This is a genomic window from Brevibacillus thermoruber 423 (assembly GCF_000454065.1).
GTDB lineage: Bacteria > Bacillota > Bacilli > Brevibacillales > Brevibacillaceae > Brevibacillus > Brevibacillus thermoruber.
Genome location: NZ_KE695652.1, coordinates 124569 through 140258, shown reverse-complemented (window position 1 = coordinate 140258; position 15690 = coordinate 124569). Strand labels below are relative to the sequence as shown.

Annotated in this window: 16 protein-coding genes and 3 pseudogenes; 4 read left to right on the top strand and 15 right to left on the bottom strand. The window is 56.1% G+C overall.

Annotation, left to right across the window (positions count from 1 at the left end):
* Positions 1-60 precede the first annotated feature (60 nt).
* The 11 genes from M516_RS0115140 to M516_RS0115090 form a co-directional block, all read right to left on the bottom strand.
* The gene (locus tag M516_RS0115140) at positions 61-1278 is read right to left on the bottom strand and encodes an ABC transporter substrate-binding protein (protein WP_051188237.1); all 1218 of its coding nucleotides are present in this window, start codon (positions 1276-1278) and stop codon (positions 61-63) included.
* Between the two features lie 91 nt (positions 1279-1369).
* Positions 1370-1882 (bottom strand): 3-phenylpropionate/cinnamic acid dioxygenase subunit beta, encoded by a 513-nt coding sequence (locus M516_RS0115135; RefSeq protein WP_238550985.1) that lies wholly within the window; start codon positions 1880-1882, stop codon positions 1370-1372.
* Positions 1860-3227 (bottom strand): aromatic ring-hydroxylating oxygenase subunit alpha, encoded by a 1368-nt coding sequence (locus M516_RS0115130; RefSeq protein WP_029099867.1) that lies wholly within the window; start codon positions 3225-3227, stop codon positions 1860-1862. The genes M516_RS0115135 and M516_RS0115130 overlap by 23 nt, the downstream gene beginning before the upstream one ends.
* Before the next feature lie 41 nt (positions 3228-3268).
* Complete coding sequence (locus M516_RS0115125; protein ID WP_029099866.1) at positions 3269-4207, bottom strand: amidohydrolase family protein; 939 nt, start codon at positions 4205-4207, stop codon at positions 3269-3271.
* A 31-nt stretch (positions 4208-4238) separates the two neighbouring features.
* A complete protein-coding gene (locus tag M516_RS0115120; protein ID WP_081656560.1) occupies positions 4239-4496 on the bottom strand; it encodes a 4-oxalocrotonate tautomerase in 258 nt (85 codons plus the stop codon).
* Positions 4459-5241, bottom strand: a complete 783-nt coding sequence (locus M516_RS0115115; protein WP_029099864.1) for a 2-keto-4-pentenoate hydratase — start codon at positions 5239-5241, stop codon at positions 4459-4461. The genes M516_RS0115120 and M516_RS0115115 overlap by 38 nt, the downstream gene beginning before the upstream one ends.
* Positions 5234-6274 (bottom strand): 4-hydroxy-2-oxovalerate aldolase, encoded by a 1041-nt coding sequence (gene dmpG, locus M516_RS0115110; protein ID WP_035290018.1) that lies wholly within the window; start codon positions 6272-6274, stop codon positions 5234-5236. Before dmpG ends, M516_RS0115115 begins: the two co-directional genes overlap by 8 nt.
* A 34-nt stretch (positions 6275-6308) precedes the next feature.
* Positions 6309-7193 (bottom strand): acetaldehyde dehydrogenase (acetylating), encoded by an 885-nt coding sequence (locus M516_RS0115105; protein ID WP_029099862.1) that lies wholly within the window; start codon positions 7191-7193, stop codon positions 6309-6311.
* A gap of 24 nt (positions 7194-7217) precedes the next feature.
* A complete protein-coding gene (locus M516_RS0115100; protein ID WP_035289918.1) occupies positions 7218-8012 on the bottom strand; it encodes a 2-keto-4-pentenoate hydratase in 795 nt (264 codons plus the stop codon).
* 17 nt (positions 8013-8029) lie between these two features.
* Positions 8030-9502, bottom strand: coding sequence for an aldehyde dehydrogenase (locus tag M516_RS0115095; protein WP_029099860.1), 1473 nt, complete (start codon positions 9500-9502; stop codon positions 8030-8032).
* A 45-nt stretch (positions 9503-9547) separates the two neighbouring features.
* Positions 9548-10348: a DODA-type extradiol aromatic ring-opening family dioxygenase gene (locus M516_RS0115090; protein ID WP_029099859.1), complete on the bottom strand. Its 801-nt coding sequence runs from the start codon at positions 10346-10348 to the stop codon at positions 9548-9550.
* A gap of 208 nt (positions 10349-10556) precedes the next feature.
* Here M516_RS0115090 and M516_RS0115085 point away from each other — a divergent pair, with 208 nt between their 5' ends.
* Positions 10557-11336, top strand: a complete 780-nt coding sequence (locus M516_RS0115085; RefSeq protein WP_029099858.1) for an IclR family transcriptional regulator — start codon at positions 10557-10559, stop codon at positions 11334-11336.
* Positions 11337-11602: 266 nt separating this feature from the next.
* On the opposite strand, the gene M516_RS0115075 is transcribed toward M516_RS0115085, so the two are convergent.
* From M516_RS0115075 to M516_RS25660, 4 genes and pseudogenes are all read right to left on the bottom strand, one after another.
* Positions 11603-12130: an MFS transporter gene (locus M516_RS0115075; protein WP_029099857.1), complete on the bottom strand. Its 528-nt coding sequence runs from the start codon at positions 12128-12130 to the stop codon at positions 11603-11605.
* Positions 12131-12185: 55 nt separating this feature from the next.
* A pseudogene (locus M516_RS26340) lies at positions 12186-12389 on the bottom strand (class II fructose-bisphosphate aldolase); the annotation flags it as partial.
* A pseudogene (locus M516_RS26395) lies at positions 12388-12543 on the bottom strand (class II fructose-bisphosphate aldolase); the annotation flags it as partial. The pseudogenes M516_RS26395 and M516_RS26340, both read right to left, overlap by 2 nt.
* A 3-nt stretch (positions 12544-12546) precedes the next feature.
* Positions 12547-13146 (bottom strand): annotated as a pseudogene (locus M516_RS25660) (PfkB family carbohydrate kinase); the annotation flags it as partial.
* Between M516_RS25660 and M516_RS25655 the strand changes: the two are divergent.
* The 3 genes from M516_RS25655 to M516_RS25240 all read left to right on the top strand — a co-directional run bounded on the left by M516_RS25655 (position 13048) and on the right by M516_RS25240 (position 15446).
* On the top strand, positions 13048-13704 hold the full coding sequence (locus M516_RS25655; RefSeq protein WP_420796324.1) for an MFS transporter: 657 nt from the start codon (positions 13048-13050) through the stop codon (positions 13702-13704). The pseudogene M516_RS25660 and the gene M516_RS25655 overlap by 99 nt on opposite strands.
* Positions 13705-13929: 225 nt before the next feature.
* Positions 13930-14418: an RNA polymerase sigma factor gene (locus M516_RS0115055; protein WP_029099855.1), complete on the top strand. Its 489-nt coding sequence runs from the start codon at positions 13930-13932 to the stop codon at positions 14416-14418.
* Complete coding sequence (locus M516_RS25240) at positions 14415-15446, top strand: anti-sigma factor (protein ID WP_035289915.1); 1032 nt, start codon at positions 14415-14417, stop codon at positions 15444-15446. Before M516_RS0115055 ends, M516_RS25240 begins: the two co-directional genes overlap by 4 nt.
* Positions 15447-15690: the final 244 nt, after the last annotated feature.

Sequence of the window (15690 nt, the reverse complement as noted above, 5' to 3'; positions counted from 1 at the left end):
TCCCCTCCTTTCCCCTCTCCGGCACATGGGGGCATGCGCTCCCCCGTTTGCGCATGCCGCTTACTTCGATGCAGCCGGAGGAGTTTCCGGAATTTTCAGTCCTTTAGCCGCTATTCCCATGATTTCCTGTTCGATCTTCCCGTCTTTCCACACGTTTTTCGCCACATACATATCCAGCGCCAAATTGTGCGTGTTCGGATCCATCGCCAGCTCGCCGCGCGGACTGCTGAAGGTGATGGTTTTCAACACCTTGATCAATTCCTCCGACTTCGTACTGCCTGCCGTTTCGATCGCCTTGGCGATCACCTGCGCGGCATCATAACCTTGAACGTTGAAGTAGTTGGGGGTTTCCTTGTATTTCTTCGTAAATTCCTCGACAAACGCTTTGTTGGTCGGATTGTCCAGCGAGGCGGTATACATCGTGGCCCCAATGATTCCTTCCGCCGCTTTTCCCGCCGGATCGGTCACCAGCGGGTCCAAAAACTCCTGCGTGCCGGTCAGCGGAATCCTGCCGTTCAGTCCAAACTGCTCGTACTGCTGGACGAAGCGGATGGCGTCCGTACCGGACAAGAACGAAAAGACGAGATCCGGTTTCGTCTCCAGGATTTCCGTCAGGTACGTGGCGTAATCGTTGGTCCCCAGCTTGGGCCACGCTTCCTTGATTACCTGGCCGCCCGCCTTCGTGAACGCCTCTTTGAACGCTTGGATCGTTTCGTGGCCGGCCGGGTAGTCAGGCGCCAGAACGTATGCCCGTTTCCCGACATGCTGGGCGATGTATGCAGCGCCAGGCGTGCCGTCCTGCCAGTTGGAAATCGAGACGCGGTAAATATAATCGCTTTTCTTGTCCCACGAGATGTCGTTTGCCGCCGCGTTCGCGTCGATCAGCACGATTTTGTCCTTTTCGATCACGTCGCGCAGCGCGTACACGACGGATGAGGAGATCGGACCGACCAGCAGATCAACCTTCTCGCTGTCTACAAGCTGCCGGTATTTGCGCAGGGCGACCTGGGGATTGGCCTCGTCATCCTCATACTTGATCGTCACAGGCCGATTTCCGATTTGATTGCCATGCAGTTCGAAATACAGCTCCATCCCTTCCTTGATGCTTTCCGACAGCGGCGCAAAATTCCCCGAGAAGGAAAGAATTGCGCCGATTTTGACAGGTTCTCCCTCACCGCCTGATGCGGTTTGGCTGCCGCACGCGCTCAGAAGCAGCAGCAGCGTCAGCACGGCGGAGATCCATGCACCGCTCTTTCGTGTGTTCCCTTTTCCCATCATCGAATGGCCCCCTTTTCTCTCGATTTCGGTCGGACGCGGCGATACCCTTGTAAACGCTGTCAACTCTTTCGATACGCTTCCCTGCCCGTGCTCACAAAAACATGCTGAGATTCTTTACCCCCAATACGGCTTGGTCGGGATAAATCGTCCGCGCGGCGATTTTCCATTGACCATCTACGTTTCGCAGCACGTCCACCCGCTCACCGAAGATCTCTTCCGCCTCGATCTCGCCGGCTCTGCTCCGTTTGCATAAAAAACAGCTTCTGACCGTCAGCGCATCGTTGGGAAAACCCGATTCCACCAGGATGTTGGAAACAAAATGACGGGTCCTCGGAGGAGGGTCTTCCGCCCACGCCGATGTGGTTCCCAGCCTGTTTACCCGGGTAGTCAAGGAGGTTTTGCTCTCTTCAAAAAACGTCATGTCCTCCACAATCGTGGCACCGTCTTTCCGTTCACGGGTAGCCCGCAGGGGCATTCGATACACGATGTCATCCGCCAGCAAATCCAGCCATTCGGTAAATCGCCTGCTGTCCAACAAGAACGCCTCATAATGGAGAAAGTTGGTGATGTGAAACTGCAGTTCAGGATTCACAGCCGTTTTCACCTGCGCTTTCCTCCTCTTTGGACATGAGTTCCAGCCAGTACTCATGGGTCGCTCGATGAATCGCGTCCAGATAACACGTGGGATAGGCAACGCCCGGGCCGGGGAATGTTTCATCAGGCAGTACCCGTTCCAGGCCCATCAGATAATTGAGCAGATTGTTGTAGCTCAAATCCTTGCTGCGGGCCATATGCCCTTTGCTTGCGTGGACGATCCTGGCCCATATTTCCGTGTCATCCTGCTCCAGTGTGCCGGACGGGCCAAACGATCCCACATACCCTTTGTACGCGGCCTCCTTGTACGCTTCGGAAGCGGCTTTGTCGATCAAAAACCAGGACCAGATTTCGATTTTTTCCGGTCCCAGCGGACGCCACAGCCGAACGTTCAGGTAATTGTGCAGATGTCCTTCGCTTCCGTGCACGGGACTGTTAAACGACAGATTGGGATAGATGGAGCCGACGAACACGGTCGTTTTCGCGAATACCTTCAATTGATCCGCGTTTAGATTTCGTTCAAACATCGGCCACATCTCCTGCGGCAAGCCCTGATAAGGAGGCCGCTGCGGTTTGCCGGGAGCGGTAGCGGTAATCACGTTAATCCCGTGCCCGTTTTGCAGCACAACCTGATGTCCGTACCCGGCATACAGCGGGTCTTGCGGACTGATCCCCAGCTCCACCGTCGATCTGTGCGTCGTTTGCACGTGATAGGGGTCACCGGCGAAGTTTTCCAGGCCTACCTTCCAGTTGGCGTGCACCACCCAGCGCTGCGGAAGTCCTCTCACTTCCATGCCGCCATCGCTTCGTCCCAGGATGATGTCCATGTACCATTTCATATCGCCCAGATAATCGTCCAGCGGCATGGCGGCGGGGTCCAGGTTTCCAAAAATCATGCCCTGATACCTCTCCACTCGCGGAATGGGCCGAAGCCCCCACTCGTCCTTTTTCATTTCCTCGCCGTACACCTTGTCGCCGGCCACCACACCGATCAGGTCGCCGTCCAGGTTGAACGTCCAGCCGTGATACGGACACGTAAACGCTTTCTTTTTTCCGAAATCGGCGGTACACAACTGCGTCCCCCGATGCGGGCAGGAATTCAGGAACGCCTTTATCTCCCCGCTGTTTGTTCTGACCAGCAATACAGGGTCATCCACCATCCATCGGGTCACATAGCTTCCGGGTTCGGGCAATTCCGATTCATGCGCCAAAAACTGCCACGTGCGGGCGAATATCCTCTCCAATTCCAGTTCATAGATGTGCGGATCGGTAAAGATCCATTGAGGCAGCAATCCCTGCTCCATCTTTTCCCGAAGCCCCTGAAAGATGCGGTTGTCAACAGAATGTTTCAGCATGATCCACGCCTCCTTTCCATACTGCTCCCCATTTCCACTTGTCACTCCGCCATCAGTGTTTGAAACCCGGTGGCGCCTGAGGAATCGGGCGGCCACGCACACAGATCGAACGGATAGTCGGAACCGGGAACGACCCGGTCGCCTCCGACCAGATCGATCAGGCAGCGGATTCCCGCGGGATTCCACAACACCGTGTCATACCAGAACCGTTTGAGATAGTCGCGCGGAGAGGCCTGCAGATGGGCGTTCACCGCTTTCCATTTGGCATATCCTGTCTCGAGTCGTCCGATCTGATAGGGAAGATACCCGCCCCCGTGCGCCAACAGGATCTTCACGTTGGGGTATTTGTCCATGAGACCGCTCAGCATGAGATCGACGGCGCATACGGTTGTCTCCCACGGAACTCCGATCAGATTTGCCATCATCCGCTGCCCCAGCCTCGCGTCTACGCTCAGCAGCGGGTGCAGGAAGAGGATCGCCTTTTGATGATCGGCTTCCTCCCAAAACGGTGCAAACTTCTCATGCGACAGCAGGTTTCCGGACCATGAGGTGGCGATGATCGCCCCTTTCAATCCCAGTCCCATCGCATCGCGCAATTCGTTTGCCGCACGGGCGGGCTCCTGCAGCGTCACGGTGGCCAGAGCGGACAAACGCTGTTGGTGCGCCCCTGCCCAGGCGGCAAGAGAGCGGTTGTAAACCGACGCCAGCTCCGCTGTGACTGCTGCCGGACAGTCATAGAGAAACAACTGGGGAATCGGAGAAACGAGGGAGTGCGTCACCCCCGCCTGTTCCTGCTCCTCGAGATACAGCGCGGGGTTGATGAACGCTTCCTTCAGCTCAAACTCCCAGGTTCCGTTTACGCGGAGGAAATCCGCCTTTGCCGGATCACGCTTGATCCACGCGGCATTCACGTCATGCGCGTGACTTTTCAGCCACTGGATCACATCGGGTGGAATGACGTGCGTATGGACGTCGTACATGTTTTGCCTCCCAACCGTGATAGGATGGCACCTATCTGTTTTCCGCCTCTGAAATCGGCGTTCCGCCTACGCCCCAATGGCTTTTGGGGATTTCCGCGACGATGACGCGAATGCGGTCCTTGGGGGAACCCAGTTCGGCCGCCACCGTTTCCGTTACATGGGCAATCAAGGACCTGATCTTTTCCTTCGGTCTTCCCTCCAGGATTTGAATGGTGATAATGGGCATCTGCGTCTCCCTCCCTGCAAACGAATTACGCCCGGACGAGAAAGCCGACCGAACCCAGCCCATCCAGTCTTGCGCTGACGACGTCTCCGGGCTGCAGCATCACCGCACCGGTAATGCCCCCTGTTAAAATCGTTTGTCCGGCCTTCAGCTTCAATCCCTTGCGTGCCAGCATATTGGCCAGCATCGCCACCGAGTTGGCGGGATGCCCCAACACAGCCGCTCCCGCTCCCATCTCCTTCAGCTCACCGTTGATCGACAGCGTGACCCCCACCAGATCCAGCTCCAGTTCGTCGGGCCGCTTCAGCGTCGTTCCAAACACCACGCGGGAAGAGGAAGCGTTGTCTGCGATCACATCGGGAAGGGTAAAGTGAAAGCGTTCATACCGGCTGTCGATGATTTCCAGCGCGGGCATCACATGCGCTGTCGCTGCCAGCACCTGCGCGCCCGTAACACCCGGCCCCTCAACATCCCGGCCGAGAACAAACGCGATTTCCGCTTCGACCTTGGGATGAATCAGGTCGCAGAAGGAGATCTCGCCGCCGGATACGACCATGTAGTCAAAAATGAAGCCATAGATCGGCTCGTCCACATTCATCTGCTTCATCTTCGCCCGGCTGGTCAAGCCCATTTTGGGGCCGACAATCCGGTATCCCTGTTCCAGCTTTTTTCCCACCAGAACTTCTTGAATCTGATAGGCATCTTCCACCGTAAGCTCCGGGTATCGTTCCGTAATACGGGTCACTTCCCGTTTTTCCACCTCGGCGCGAATCAGCCATTCTGCAAGCGAAACAGCAGTCGCTCTATCCATACCGTTCCTCCTGGTTGACGGCAGCGCCCGTTTTTTGCCTTGCCAATTCGGCGGCGATGTCCACGATCATGTCTTCCTGACCGCCTACCACTTTGCGCCGTCCCACTTCCATCAAGATATCGCGGGAGTCGAGCGAAAACGTTTGGGCCGCTCGCCGGGCATGCAGCAGAAAACTGGAATAGACGCCGGCGTAGCCCAACACGAGACTGTCCCTGGTGATCTCCTGCGGCGCTGCCAGGATGGGCGCCACGATCTCTTCCGCCGCATCCATCAGCTTGTAGACGTCAATGCCGGTTTTGATGCCCAGTTTCTCCAAGACGGCAACCAGCACTTCCGTCTGCGTGTTTCCTGCGCCTGCCCCCAGGCAGCGCATGCTGCCATCGATGCGGGTGGCTCCTTCTTCAATGGCCGCCAGGGTATTGGCCATCGCCAGTGACAAATTGTTATGGCCGTGGAAGCCGACATGGACGCGCAGGCGCTGCCTAAGCGCGCGAACCCGTTCGCGAACCTGATGGGGAAGGAGAGCGCCGGCCGAATCCACGATGTACACCGTTTCCGCTCCGCAGCTTTCCATCAGGGCGGCCTGTTCGACCAGCTTCTCCACCGGTGCCATGTGCGCCATCATCAAGAATCCGACGGTTTCCAAGCCCAATTCCCTGGCCGTCTGAATGTGCTGGGCAGACACGTCGGCTTCGGTCACGTGCGTCGCAATCCGCGCCATTTTCACCCCCAGCTTCGCCGCTTCCTTCAGTTCCCGTACCGTCCCGATCCCCGGCAGCACCAGCACGGCCACTTTCGATTCCCCAGAGACAGAGACGGCCGCTTCGATCAGCTCCATTTCGTTTGTGCGGGACAACCCGTACTGCAGGGACGAGCCGCCCAACCCGTCGCCGTGCGACACTTCGATATAAGGAACATGGGCTTCTCCCAATGCCCGGGCTACACGCGTCACCTGCTCGACCGTAAACTGATGGGCAATGGCGTGGCTGCCATCGCGCAGGGCCACTTCCGTGATGAACAAATCGCGCTCCATGCTCATCCGCAATTCCTCCCCCTTTTCCCGCACGCTACACGACCGTGTTGGACAGTTTGTGTTTAGCGATTTCTTCGGCGACTTTTACCGCTGCCGCCGTCATGATGTCCAGGTTGCCTGCATAGGTGGGCAGGTAGTCTCCCGCCCCCTCCACCTCCAGAAAGACCGTCACCTTGTTTCCGTCAAAAAGCGGCTCGCTGCGCAGACGGTACCCGGGCACATACGACTGGATCGACTCCACCGTTTGATAAATGGACCGGGTGATCGCATGCCGGTCCATCCGCTCCGGATCAACCAGCGCATACACCGTATCCCTCATCAGGATCGGCGGCTCAGCCGGGTTCAGGATGATAATCGCCTTTCCCCGTTTCGCTCCCCCGATCAACTCCAGGCCGCGGGCGGTGGTTTGCGTGAATTCGTCGATGTTGGCGCGTGTTCCGGGTCCCGCGCTCCTGCTGGCAATCGTCGCCACGATCTCCGCATAGTCCACGGGAGCCACCCGGTTTACGGCATGAACGATGGGAATCGTGGCCTGCCCGCCGCAGGTGATGAGGTTGACGTTGGGGTCGTCCAGGTGGGCATCCATGTTGACCGTCGGGACGACAAACGGGCCAACCGCAGCCGGCGTCAGGTCAACAGCCGTTTTCCCCGCCTGTTTCAACGCTTTGGCATGCCGGATGTGAGCCTTCGCCGAAGTGGCGTCAAACAAGATGTCCGCCAGTTCAGGCTGCTCCAAAAATCCGCCAAGTCCGGAAGCAATCGCCGCGTACCCCAGCTCGCGTGCCCGCTGCAGCCCATCCGATTCCGGGTCAATCCCGATCACGGCGGTCAGCTCCAACACAGATGACCGGCGCAGTTTCATCATCAAATCGGTGCCAATGTTTCCCGAGCCGAGAATGGCTACCTTCACCTTCACCAATTCAATCCCGTCCTTCCCCTTGTTCTATTTCAGAGAGGCAAACCTCACGCTGACTTCTCCCAGGTGGGCAAACCTGGCCCGAAAATGATCGCCCGGCGCGGCATTTACGGCTGCTGACAAAGCGCCGGAGAGAATCACTTCTCCTGCCTTCAGCGGAATGCCGAATTCGAATAATTTGTTCGCCAGCCAGGCCACGCAGGCTGCCGGGCTGCCCAAGGCGGCGGCGCCGACGCCGGTGTTGGCGATTTCCCCGTTTTTGTAGAGAACCATTCCGATCTGAGCCAAATCAACCCGATCCACCGGAACCGGTTTTCCCCCCAACACATAGAGACCGGAGGAAGCATTGTCGGCAACCGTATCCGGCAGGGCAATCTTCCAATCCGCCACCCGGCTGTCGACAATCTCCAGAGCCGGAAGCACGTAATCCGTTGCCAGCAGCACGTCAAGCTCGGTCACCTGCGGCCCGATCAGATCGCGTTTCAGCACAAAGGCGATTTCGCCTTCCACCCGCGGCTGCAGGACACGGTGCCACGGGATTTCTCCGCCATTTTCCACGACCATGTCATCCAGCAGGTGTCCGTAATCGGGCTGGTCCACCCCCAGCAGTTTTTGCATGGCCAGGGAGGTGAGCCCGATTTTCTTGCCCACCACCCGCCTGCCTTCCTGAATCTTTCGTTGAATCGTAACCAACTGCACGTCATACGCTTCCTTCTCGGTGATCGCGGGGTCGAGCGCGGTGATTGGCTGTACCCCACGCCCCTCGGATGCGGCCCTGGCCAGATGGTCGGCCAACTCGACGGCTTTTTGCGAAGCGCTCATCGCCGGTGTCCTCCTTTTTACAGCTTGATGCAAATGTTGGTCAGCTCCGAGTAGAATTCAAAGCTGTGAACGCCGCCTTCCCGCCCGATGCCGCTCTGCTTCATCCCGCCAAACGGGGTGCGCAGATCGCGGAAAAACCACGTATTCACCCAGATGATTCCCGCTTCGATCTGTCCCGCGACGCGATGCGCGCGCCGCAAATCGTTGGTCCAGATCGTCGCGCTCAGTCCGTAGTGGGTATCGTTTGCCTGTTCAATGACTTCTTCCTCGGTATCAAACGGCGTAACGGTCACGACCGGACCGAATATTTCCTCCCGCACCACCCGGCAGCTCCGATCCACTCCCGTAATGATGGTCGGTTCCAGGTAGTAGCCTTTTTCCAATCCTTCCGGACGGCGTCCGCCCAGCAAGATGGTGCCTCCTTCCTGCCGGGCCAGCTCGATGTACTGGGTAACGCGCTGATAGTGCTCCTCGCTGATCAACGCCCCCACCTTCGTCTTTTCATGGAACGGGTCACCCACCAGCAGTTCCTTCGTTTTGGCGACGAATTTATCGAGAAATTCCTGATAGGCGGCGCGTTCCACATAGATTCTCGAGCCGCACAGGCATACTTCCCCCTGGTTGACAAAACTTGATTTCAACGTGGTGTCGATCACTTCATCCATATCGGAATCGGCGAAAATGATATTCGGATTTTTTCCGCCCAACTCATAGGAAAGGCGTTTCAGCGTTTTTGCGGCGGCCTGCATGATGATTTTTCCGGTTGTCGTTTCACCGGTAAAGGTGATGCCGTTTACATCCGGATGTTCCACCAGCGCGGAACCGGCGGAATCAGGCCCGAATCCATGTACGACGTTCACGACACCGTCAGGGATTCCCGCATCGCGGCAGATTTCAGCCAGCACCGTGGCCGTCATGGGCGTCAGCTCTGCCGGCTTCATCACCACCGTATTACCCGCAGCCAGGGCGGGAGCCAATTTCCACGTCAACAAAAGCAGCGGCAGGTTCCACGGATTGATGAGTCCCACCACGCCCAAGGGACGGCGAATGGCGTAATTGATCGCCACGTCATCCGATTGGGAGGCCTCCGTGCCGATCGTGCGCACATAATCGGCGAAAAAGTGGAAGTTGTAGGCGGCACGCGGGATGTCCACGCTTTTCGAGAGCCACAAGGGTTTTCCCGTATCCAGGGATTCCAGAATGGCCAGCTCCTCTTGTCTCTCCAGGATGAGATCCCCGATGCGCCGCAGGACTGCCACCCGTTCATTGGCCGTCATGCTGCGCCAGGGGCCGCGCAAGGCTTTCCGGGCCGCCTGCACGGCGAGATCGATCTCCTCGGGACCGCCTTCTGCCACCGTGCCCAGCACCTCTTCCGTTGCCGGGTTGATATTTGGAAATACCCTACCGTTCACGGAAGGAACAAATTGACCGTTGATAAAATGCAGACAGTCGATCGCTTTCGTTTTTGGCTGCAGACCAGTGGTTGACATCCATTTCCCTCCAAATTGTTTTTATATTGTTTTGATTCCGACAATTCAGGATGCAAAGGTAATCACCGCGTTCCCGCTTCCCGATGACTGCGCATACCCCAGGAATCTAGCCTGGTACCGACTGTCCAGGACACCCAGCAGCGCGGCCAAATGGCGCCCGCCCGATTCCACGCCGGCAAGCCGGGCGTATTGGGTGAGCATCTCGCGGGCCCGATCGTATTCCCCCGTGAGGAGATACTGGATAAACTGATTGTCCATCGCCTGTTCCGACAAGGTCGGCATTTTGTCCGGCCCTCTGACCAGATTGTGAGACAAGGCCCCGCTGCTTACAAAGACGGCGCGTTTGCTGCTCGACCGCAGGACCTTCCCGATTTGCTGCCCCCACAGATGGCTTTCGTCCAGACTGGATGCCAGGCATACCGAGAGATCGACAACGGGTACATCTCCCTGGGGAACCAGATACCGCAGCGGGACAACGGTACCGTAATCCCAGGTATACGTCGGGTCGTGAAATCCGATCACGGGTATCCCGGCGCTTTTGCCCGCTTCGACAAGCTGACCTGCCAGCTCCGGGTCCCCCGGATAATCGTAGGGAACATTGGCGATCAGATCGGGGCATTCCACCGCGGTCAATACCCCTTTATGGCGCGGAGCCACATTCACGTAATGATGGAAGGTTGCCGGAAAATGACACGACATCAGCACAATCACGTCTGCCTGAACCTCCCGGATCGCAGCGGCTGCCTGGCGCATCCCCTCGACCAATGCCTTTTGAAAATCGGGAGCCTTCTCCTCATGGCAAATGCGCGGCACATGAGCGGCCAACATCCCCAAAGATAGCGGCATCATGCTCACTCCTTGCTTTCGGTAATAGTGTGGGATGAGATTGTATTCCTACTATAGCTCGCTGAAACCGCTAACAAAACGTCCGCGTTCTGATATGGTGAACGCCGACAAATTTTTTCCCACATTTTTTTCTAGCGTTTTCACTTTAAGTCAAAATATTCGAAATATATTGATATAATGGAGGCAAAATCAGGAGGGAGGTCTCTCGATGGCAGGGAACCACGAAAAACGAATGCTGTCTTCACTGACGAATGCCCTTCGCATCCTTCGCTCGTATTCCCTTGACAAACCCAGTCAGGGGATCACCGAATTGGCCGCTTCTCTCAAGCTGGGAAAAAGCACGGTACACCGGCTCGTATCAACCCTTTCCCACGAAGGATTCCTCGTGAAAGACGCCGAAACGCAAAAATATCGCCTGGGTTTTTCCGTGTTGGCGCTGAGCGGAGTGGTCACGTCTACGCTCGACGTTTATCACGAATCCCTGCCCGTTGTTCGCAAACTGGTGGACACGGTGGGGGAAACGGCGCATATCGGGATCTTGGAAGGCAGCGACGTGATCTACATCATGAAAATCGAATGCAATCACCACGTCCGCTTTTTAACCCACGTCGGAAGGCGAAATCCGCTGTACTGCACCAGTTCCGGCAAAGTGCTGCTGGCCCATAAGGAACTGCCCTTTATTCAAAAGGTCATCGAAAACGGTCTGGTCAAACACACGGCCAACACCATCACCGATCCGGCCCTGCTCCTGCAGCACCTGCAAAAAGTCAAAAAAGACGGCTGTGCGACCAGCTACGAGGAGCTGTTGGAAGGCGTCCACTCCATCGCCGCTCCCATCCGCGATTACACGGGACAGGTCGTCGCCGCCATCACTCTCGTGGGGCCGAAACAGCGGATGACCCGGTCCAAAGTTCCTTTTCTGATCAAGAAGGTGAAAGAGGCCGGGCAGGAAATCTCGGAAAAATTGGGGTACTATAAACGGCAGTAAAACGAAACAAGCCGACGCCAGTCGAGTGCCGGCGTCAGCTTGCCAACTAGGTGTTTTTCTCAACATCTGCGAGACAGGGTCTTGCCCACTGCTCTGTTTTCTTCCAATAACCAACGAGAACGGCGGCGACCAGTCCCCATGCACCGGCAAATTAAAATCCCGCTGCCATCCCCATTGCCGAATTCAGCACGCCGGCACAAAACGGTCCGGCGAACATGCCGATCGCGTACAGCGCCTGATACATCCCCATCGCCGTGGCTCGTTTTTCATGGGGAATGGGTTCGATCGCCATCGCCAACAGCGGCGGAATAAGCAGTCATCGTGCCCAGCCAGAACGGGGCATGCCATCCCCATTGATTCACAAGATAACCGCCTGCGCTCATACCGGTGAGCTGCGCCAGGACCACCACAAACGAAATGCTGCTCATGGCGCGGTGAACGTCCCGGTCTGGATAATGGCGGGAATACAGGACGGTGAACGCAACCCACGTTGCCGCGGCCACTCCGGCCAGAGAGCGGGATACCAGTACCCATCCCAGACTGTCCGTTAGTGCAAATAGCAGACAACTGCACGTACCGATTGCCAGTCCCACGCGAATAAACGGCATCCTTACCTTCACAAGATCCGAGAAGATGCCAAAGGGCACCCGGCATGCACATTGCGCGAGCCCGTAGCTGCTCAACACCAGACCGATCCACGCATACGTGCCCCCCAACGATTCCAGGCAGGGAGATAGAATGGGAACATAGAGAAAATGCGAAACCCAAAACAAAAACGAAACCGCCCGAAACATGTATCGGTCTCTTGCTCGTGAATCCTGCGCCATCCGCTTTACCACTTGTGACATCCGCTTTTCCCGAAGACCCGAATGCGCGCATGTTCCGCTTCACCGTCTCCCTGACTGCCTCTCTTGCCCGCCCCAGATAGATTCGCGGATCGTACAGCTTCGGATCGTCTTCCAGGGCACGGCGAATCGCTTCAGTACAAGCCATCTGATTCTCGGTGTTCACGTTGATTTTGGCCGTCCCCAAGGAGATGGCTGTCTGGACATCCGGGACTCACGGCCAGAATGACAGGGGATCGCTCCTCTTCCGCAGCCTGCAGGATCGCTTGCGTGAATTCCAGGTTGTTCAGGTTGAAATGACCAACGGCATAGTGTTCGTCCAGCGCATGCTGCAGCATCTGTTTCATGGAAACCAAAAGCATGCCTCATTCTCCTTCCCCGCTCCGGCACTTCCGGATATAGCGTTCGATCTGCTCCACCGTCGGCATCGCCTCCGAGCAGCTGTGGGAGGAAATGACAATCGCGGCGGCGGCAGCGCCGTATTCCATTGCTTTTGGAATGTCCCATCCCTGCATCAGCCCGTAGATCACAGCGGCTGCATAGGCGTCTCCCGCCCCAAACGTCTTGACCACCTTCGCCGGAAAAATCGTCCCTGCAAAACACTGGCCGTCGTTGGTGTACGCGATGGAGCCGTCTTTTCCGTGTTTGATCAAGACGATCTTGGCCCGGCAGTCAAACCACCTTCTCGCCGTGACGGCGTCATCGTGACGGTTGTTGCGATCGAAGCGCTCCATCCTGTCGAATTCTTCCCGGGTGCCGAAAATGACGTCGCACTTTTCGGCGGCCAGCTTGTAGTAGATCGCCGTTTCTTCCGGAGAGGTCCACGTGTACGGACGGTAGTCGAGATCAAAAAACGTCACGACGCCGTGCCTTCTCGCGTAGTCCAGGGCGAGAAACACCGCTTCACGCGACGGGCTTTTCGCCAGCGCCGTACCGGAGATCAAGATCGCTTTGGCATTCCTGATCGCCTCTTAGTGACGGAAGAACTGCATGGCAGTTACGCGGAATATGGTTACGTTATGGCGAGTTTTCCCCTTGGATACGTACTGGGTTCCATGCTTGTCGGAAGAATACAGATTCAGACGGGGAACCGAAGGATGGTCATGATCGGTTCTTTGTTGATCGGCGGGCTGACATTCATGGCACTCGGGATCAATCCCCATATCGAATGGGCCATCCTTACCGAAACGATCGCCGGCATGGCCATGCCCTTTTTTCATGTGTACAGTACAAGCCTGTATCAGCAAACGGTACCGAATGAGGTCATGGGGAGCGTGTTTTCCGTTCGGTTATTTATCATTCGCAGTGCAATGCCCTTGGGAGTTCTTGCAGGTAGTTCTCTAAGTGAATGGTGGGGAGTACGGCCCCTCTATCTGCTGATTGGCGTTTTGATTTCGACGATGGCCCTAATCGGAATGGTGTCCCCTTTCTTTCGCTTTCTGGATGAACCGCTTGACAAACAGCGCGATGTAAACAAGACGTCGTATGAAAGGATGCCGGGAACCAGCCGCTCTCTCCCATGAAGCAGATCAAACGCGTGAAGGATAACTAACAGGAAACTTCCGCGAAAGCAGTCTGAAACGGTACGGTTCCGTTTCGACTGCTTTTTGATTTTCGCCACTTGTCATCGTGCAGTCATTCTCGCAGCGAAGAGTGCGCCCGCCGGCACGGGACCGCATCCGAATTTTTTGTTTGCCTGTATACATATGTTCTGTTCAATCGTCGTTGTAAGTGAAAGGAGGTTGAAAATGGACAATGAGATGCAGCCACTATTGGAAGAAAAGATGGAGCAAATCAAGCGCTATCTGATCCGTCTCGGAGCCGACCGGAACGACGCGGAAGACATTGTGCAGGATGCCGTCTATAAAGGGCTGCTGTACATTGATTCGATTGATCCGGAGAAGTTCTTCGCATGGCTGTTCAAAGTCGCGTTGAATCGATATTACGATCTGTGCCGGAAGAGAAAGCGCATCCAGATTCCCATCGACTCCGTGATCGTCGAAGATGCCGAAACCCCCGAAGCATTGGTTCTGCAAAAAGAGAACCAGGAAGAAATCGAACGAGTCCTGAACGAATTGCCGCCGTTTCACAAGCAGCTCCTGATCATGAAATACGAGCTGGATCTCTCCTACCAGGAAATCGCGGGGCTGCTCGGCGTCAAAATGGAGTTGGTGAAGACCTATCTGTTTCGGGCGAGAAAACAATTTCAGAAAAAATACAGGAGGGACGAATCGTGAACGACAAAGCATTCATCCAGGACGGAACGGTGACGTCGCTTGTGAAAAAAGCGAGACGCGCAACGCTTTTTCGAAATATCGGGATCTCGCTGGTAGTTTCGCTGCTGGTGCTGGCCGGCGGTTTTTTGGGAAGCAGGCAGTTGCTCGGCAAAAGCGCCGATGATGCCTTGCGCGACATTGCGTTATTCAAACAGATCAGCGGTCCCAATGTACACGAAGCCGGCTATCGGATCAACTTCGGTCTCTTCAGTGGCACGCTTGAGTACCAGACATACAAGCTGGTCGAAGGGATTCCCGTGGCGTGGAACCAGGAAACGTTCGAGTTCAACGCCCTGGGCAGCGTTTCCAGGCTACCGGGAAATTATTCGTCGATCCAGCTTCCCGATCCGGCCATGAAGGATTTCCATTATCAACGACCGTTCAATCCGCAAACGGGCCAACGGGAGATGCTGTTTTACCTGCCCGGCATCGACTACGGACACTACCTGAACGATCTGGCGTCTCTGAATGAAATCGGAAGTGGAAGATACGTGGAAATGGCGATTTCCTTCGACAAGAGTTACACCGCTGCCCAAATCAACGCCATGCTGCCGGAAGGGGTGCATCCCGTCTGGTACTGGGTCGACACGTATTACGACAAGGAAGCATACACCCCCAAAACAGTCGTCGAGGAGCAGAAAATGCCCGACGGTTCCATCAAGCAGGTGGAACGGGTTACTCCTCCTGCTCCCGATTCGGCGCGTGACGTTTACGGCTTTGATGCGAACATGAGCGATAGCGAAGAGGGACAGGGGACTGAAAAAGATTTCTTGCGCTCGCTTGAAAACGGCTTGACCTACGGAAAAAAATATTACGCCGAGTACAAAAAAATCTACGATTACCTCAAAGGCGGCAAAGAAAAGCCAACCGAACGCGACGTCAAAATACTGGGGGTCGTGGTCACGGGAAGCCCCGACAGCCTGAAAGCCTTGCAGGGACAGCCGTATGTAAAAGCTGCTGTCTTGGGAGCCGTTGTGGACAAATACTGATCTGCAGCAAAAGACTTGGTACGTAGCCGGGTCTTTTGCTGGTTTGATCCCCTTGTCGACTTTCATCCAACCATGTCACGCAGTCCGCATATGGTTGGCGGGCAGCCATGTTGTGCGGCAGGTGGTTTACACGTCTGGGGAGAACTGCCTCCTTACTCAACAGAAAATCTCACCGTAAAGCGATGAGGTTCTTTACAAATTCCAGCAGAACGCTTTTGAAGGGGATATGCCTCAATTGTGGAGT

What these genes read in the sequence shown, in the direction of transcription:
- M516_RS0115140 (WP_051188237.1), bottom strand. Translation starts at nt 1,278, where the DNA reads ATGATGGGAAAAGGGAACACACGAAAGAGCGGTGCATGGATCTCCGCC.
- M516_RS0115130 (WP_029099867.1), bottom strand. Translation starts at nt 3,227, where the DNA reads ATGCTGAAACATTCTGTTGACAACCGCATCTTTCAGGGGCTTCGGGAA.
- M516_RS0115125 (WP_029099866.1), bottom strand. Translation starts at nt 4,207, where the DNA reads ATGTACGACGTCCATACGCACGTCATTCCACCCGATGTGATCCAGTGG.
- M516_RS0115120 (WP_081656560.1), bottom strand. Translation starts at nt 4,496, where the DNA reads ATGGGCTGGGTTCGGTCGGCTTTCTCGTCCGGGCGTAATTCGTTTGCA.
- M516_RS0115115 (WP_029099864.1), bottom strand. Translation starts at nt 5,241, where the DNA reads ATGGATAGAGCGACTGCTGTTTCGCTTGCAGAATGGCTGATTCGCGCC.
- dmpG (WP_035290018.1), bottom strand. Translation starts at nt 6,274, where the DNA reads ATGGAGCGCGATTTGTTCATCACGGAAGTGGCCCTGCGCGATGGCAGC.
- M516_RS0115100 (WP_035289918.1), bottom strand. Translation starts at nt 8,012, where the DNA reads ATGAGCGCTTCGCAAAAAGCCGTCGAGTTGGCCGACCATCTGGCCAGG.
- M516_RS0115095 (WP_029099860.1), bottom strand. Translation starts at nt 9,502, where the DNA reads ATGTCAACCACTGGTCTGCAGCCAAAAACGAAAGCGATCGACTGTCTG.
- M516_RS0115090 (WP_029099859.1), bottom strand. Translation starts at nt 10,348, where the DNA reads ATGCCGCTATCTTTGGGGATGTTGGCCGCTCATGTGCCGCGCATTTGC.
- M516_RS0115085 (WP_029099858.1), top strand. Translation starts at nt 10,557, where the DNA reads ATGGCAGGGAACCACGAAAAACGAATGCTGTCTTCACTGACGAATGCC.
- M516_RS0115075 (WP_029099857.1), bottom strand. Translation starts at nt 12,130, where the DNA reads ATGTTTCGGGCGGTTTCGTTTTTGTTTTGGGTTTCGCATTTTCTCTAT.
- M516_RS0115055 (WP_029099855.1), top strand. Translation starts at nt 13,930, where the DNA reads ATGGACAATGAGATGCAGCCACTATTGGAAGAAAAGATGGAGCAAATC.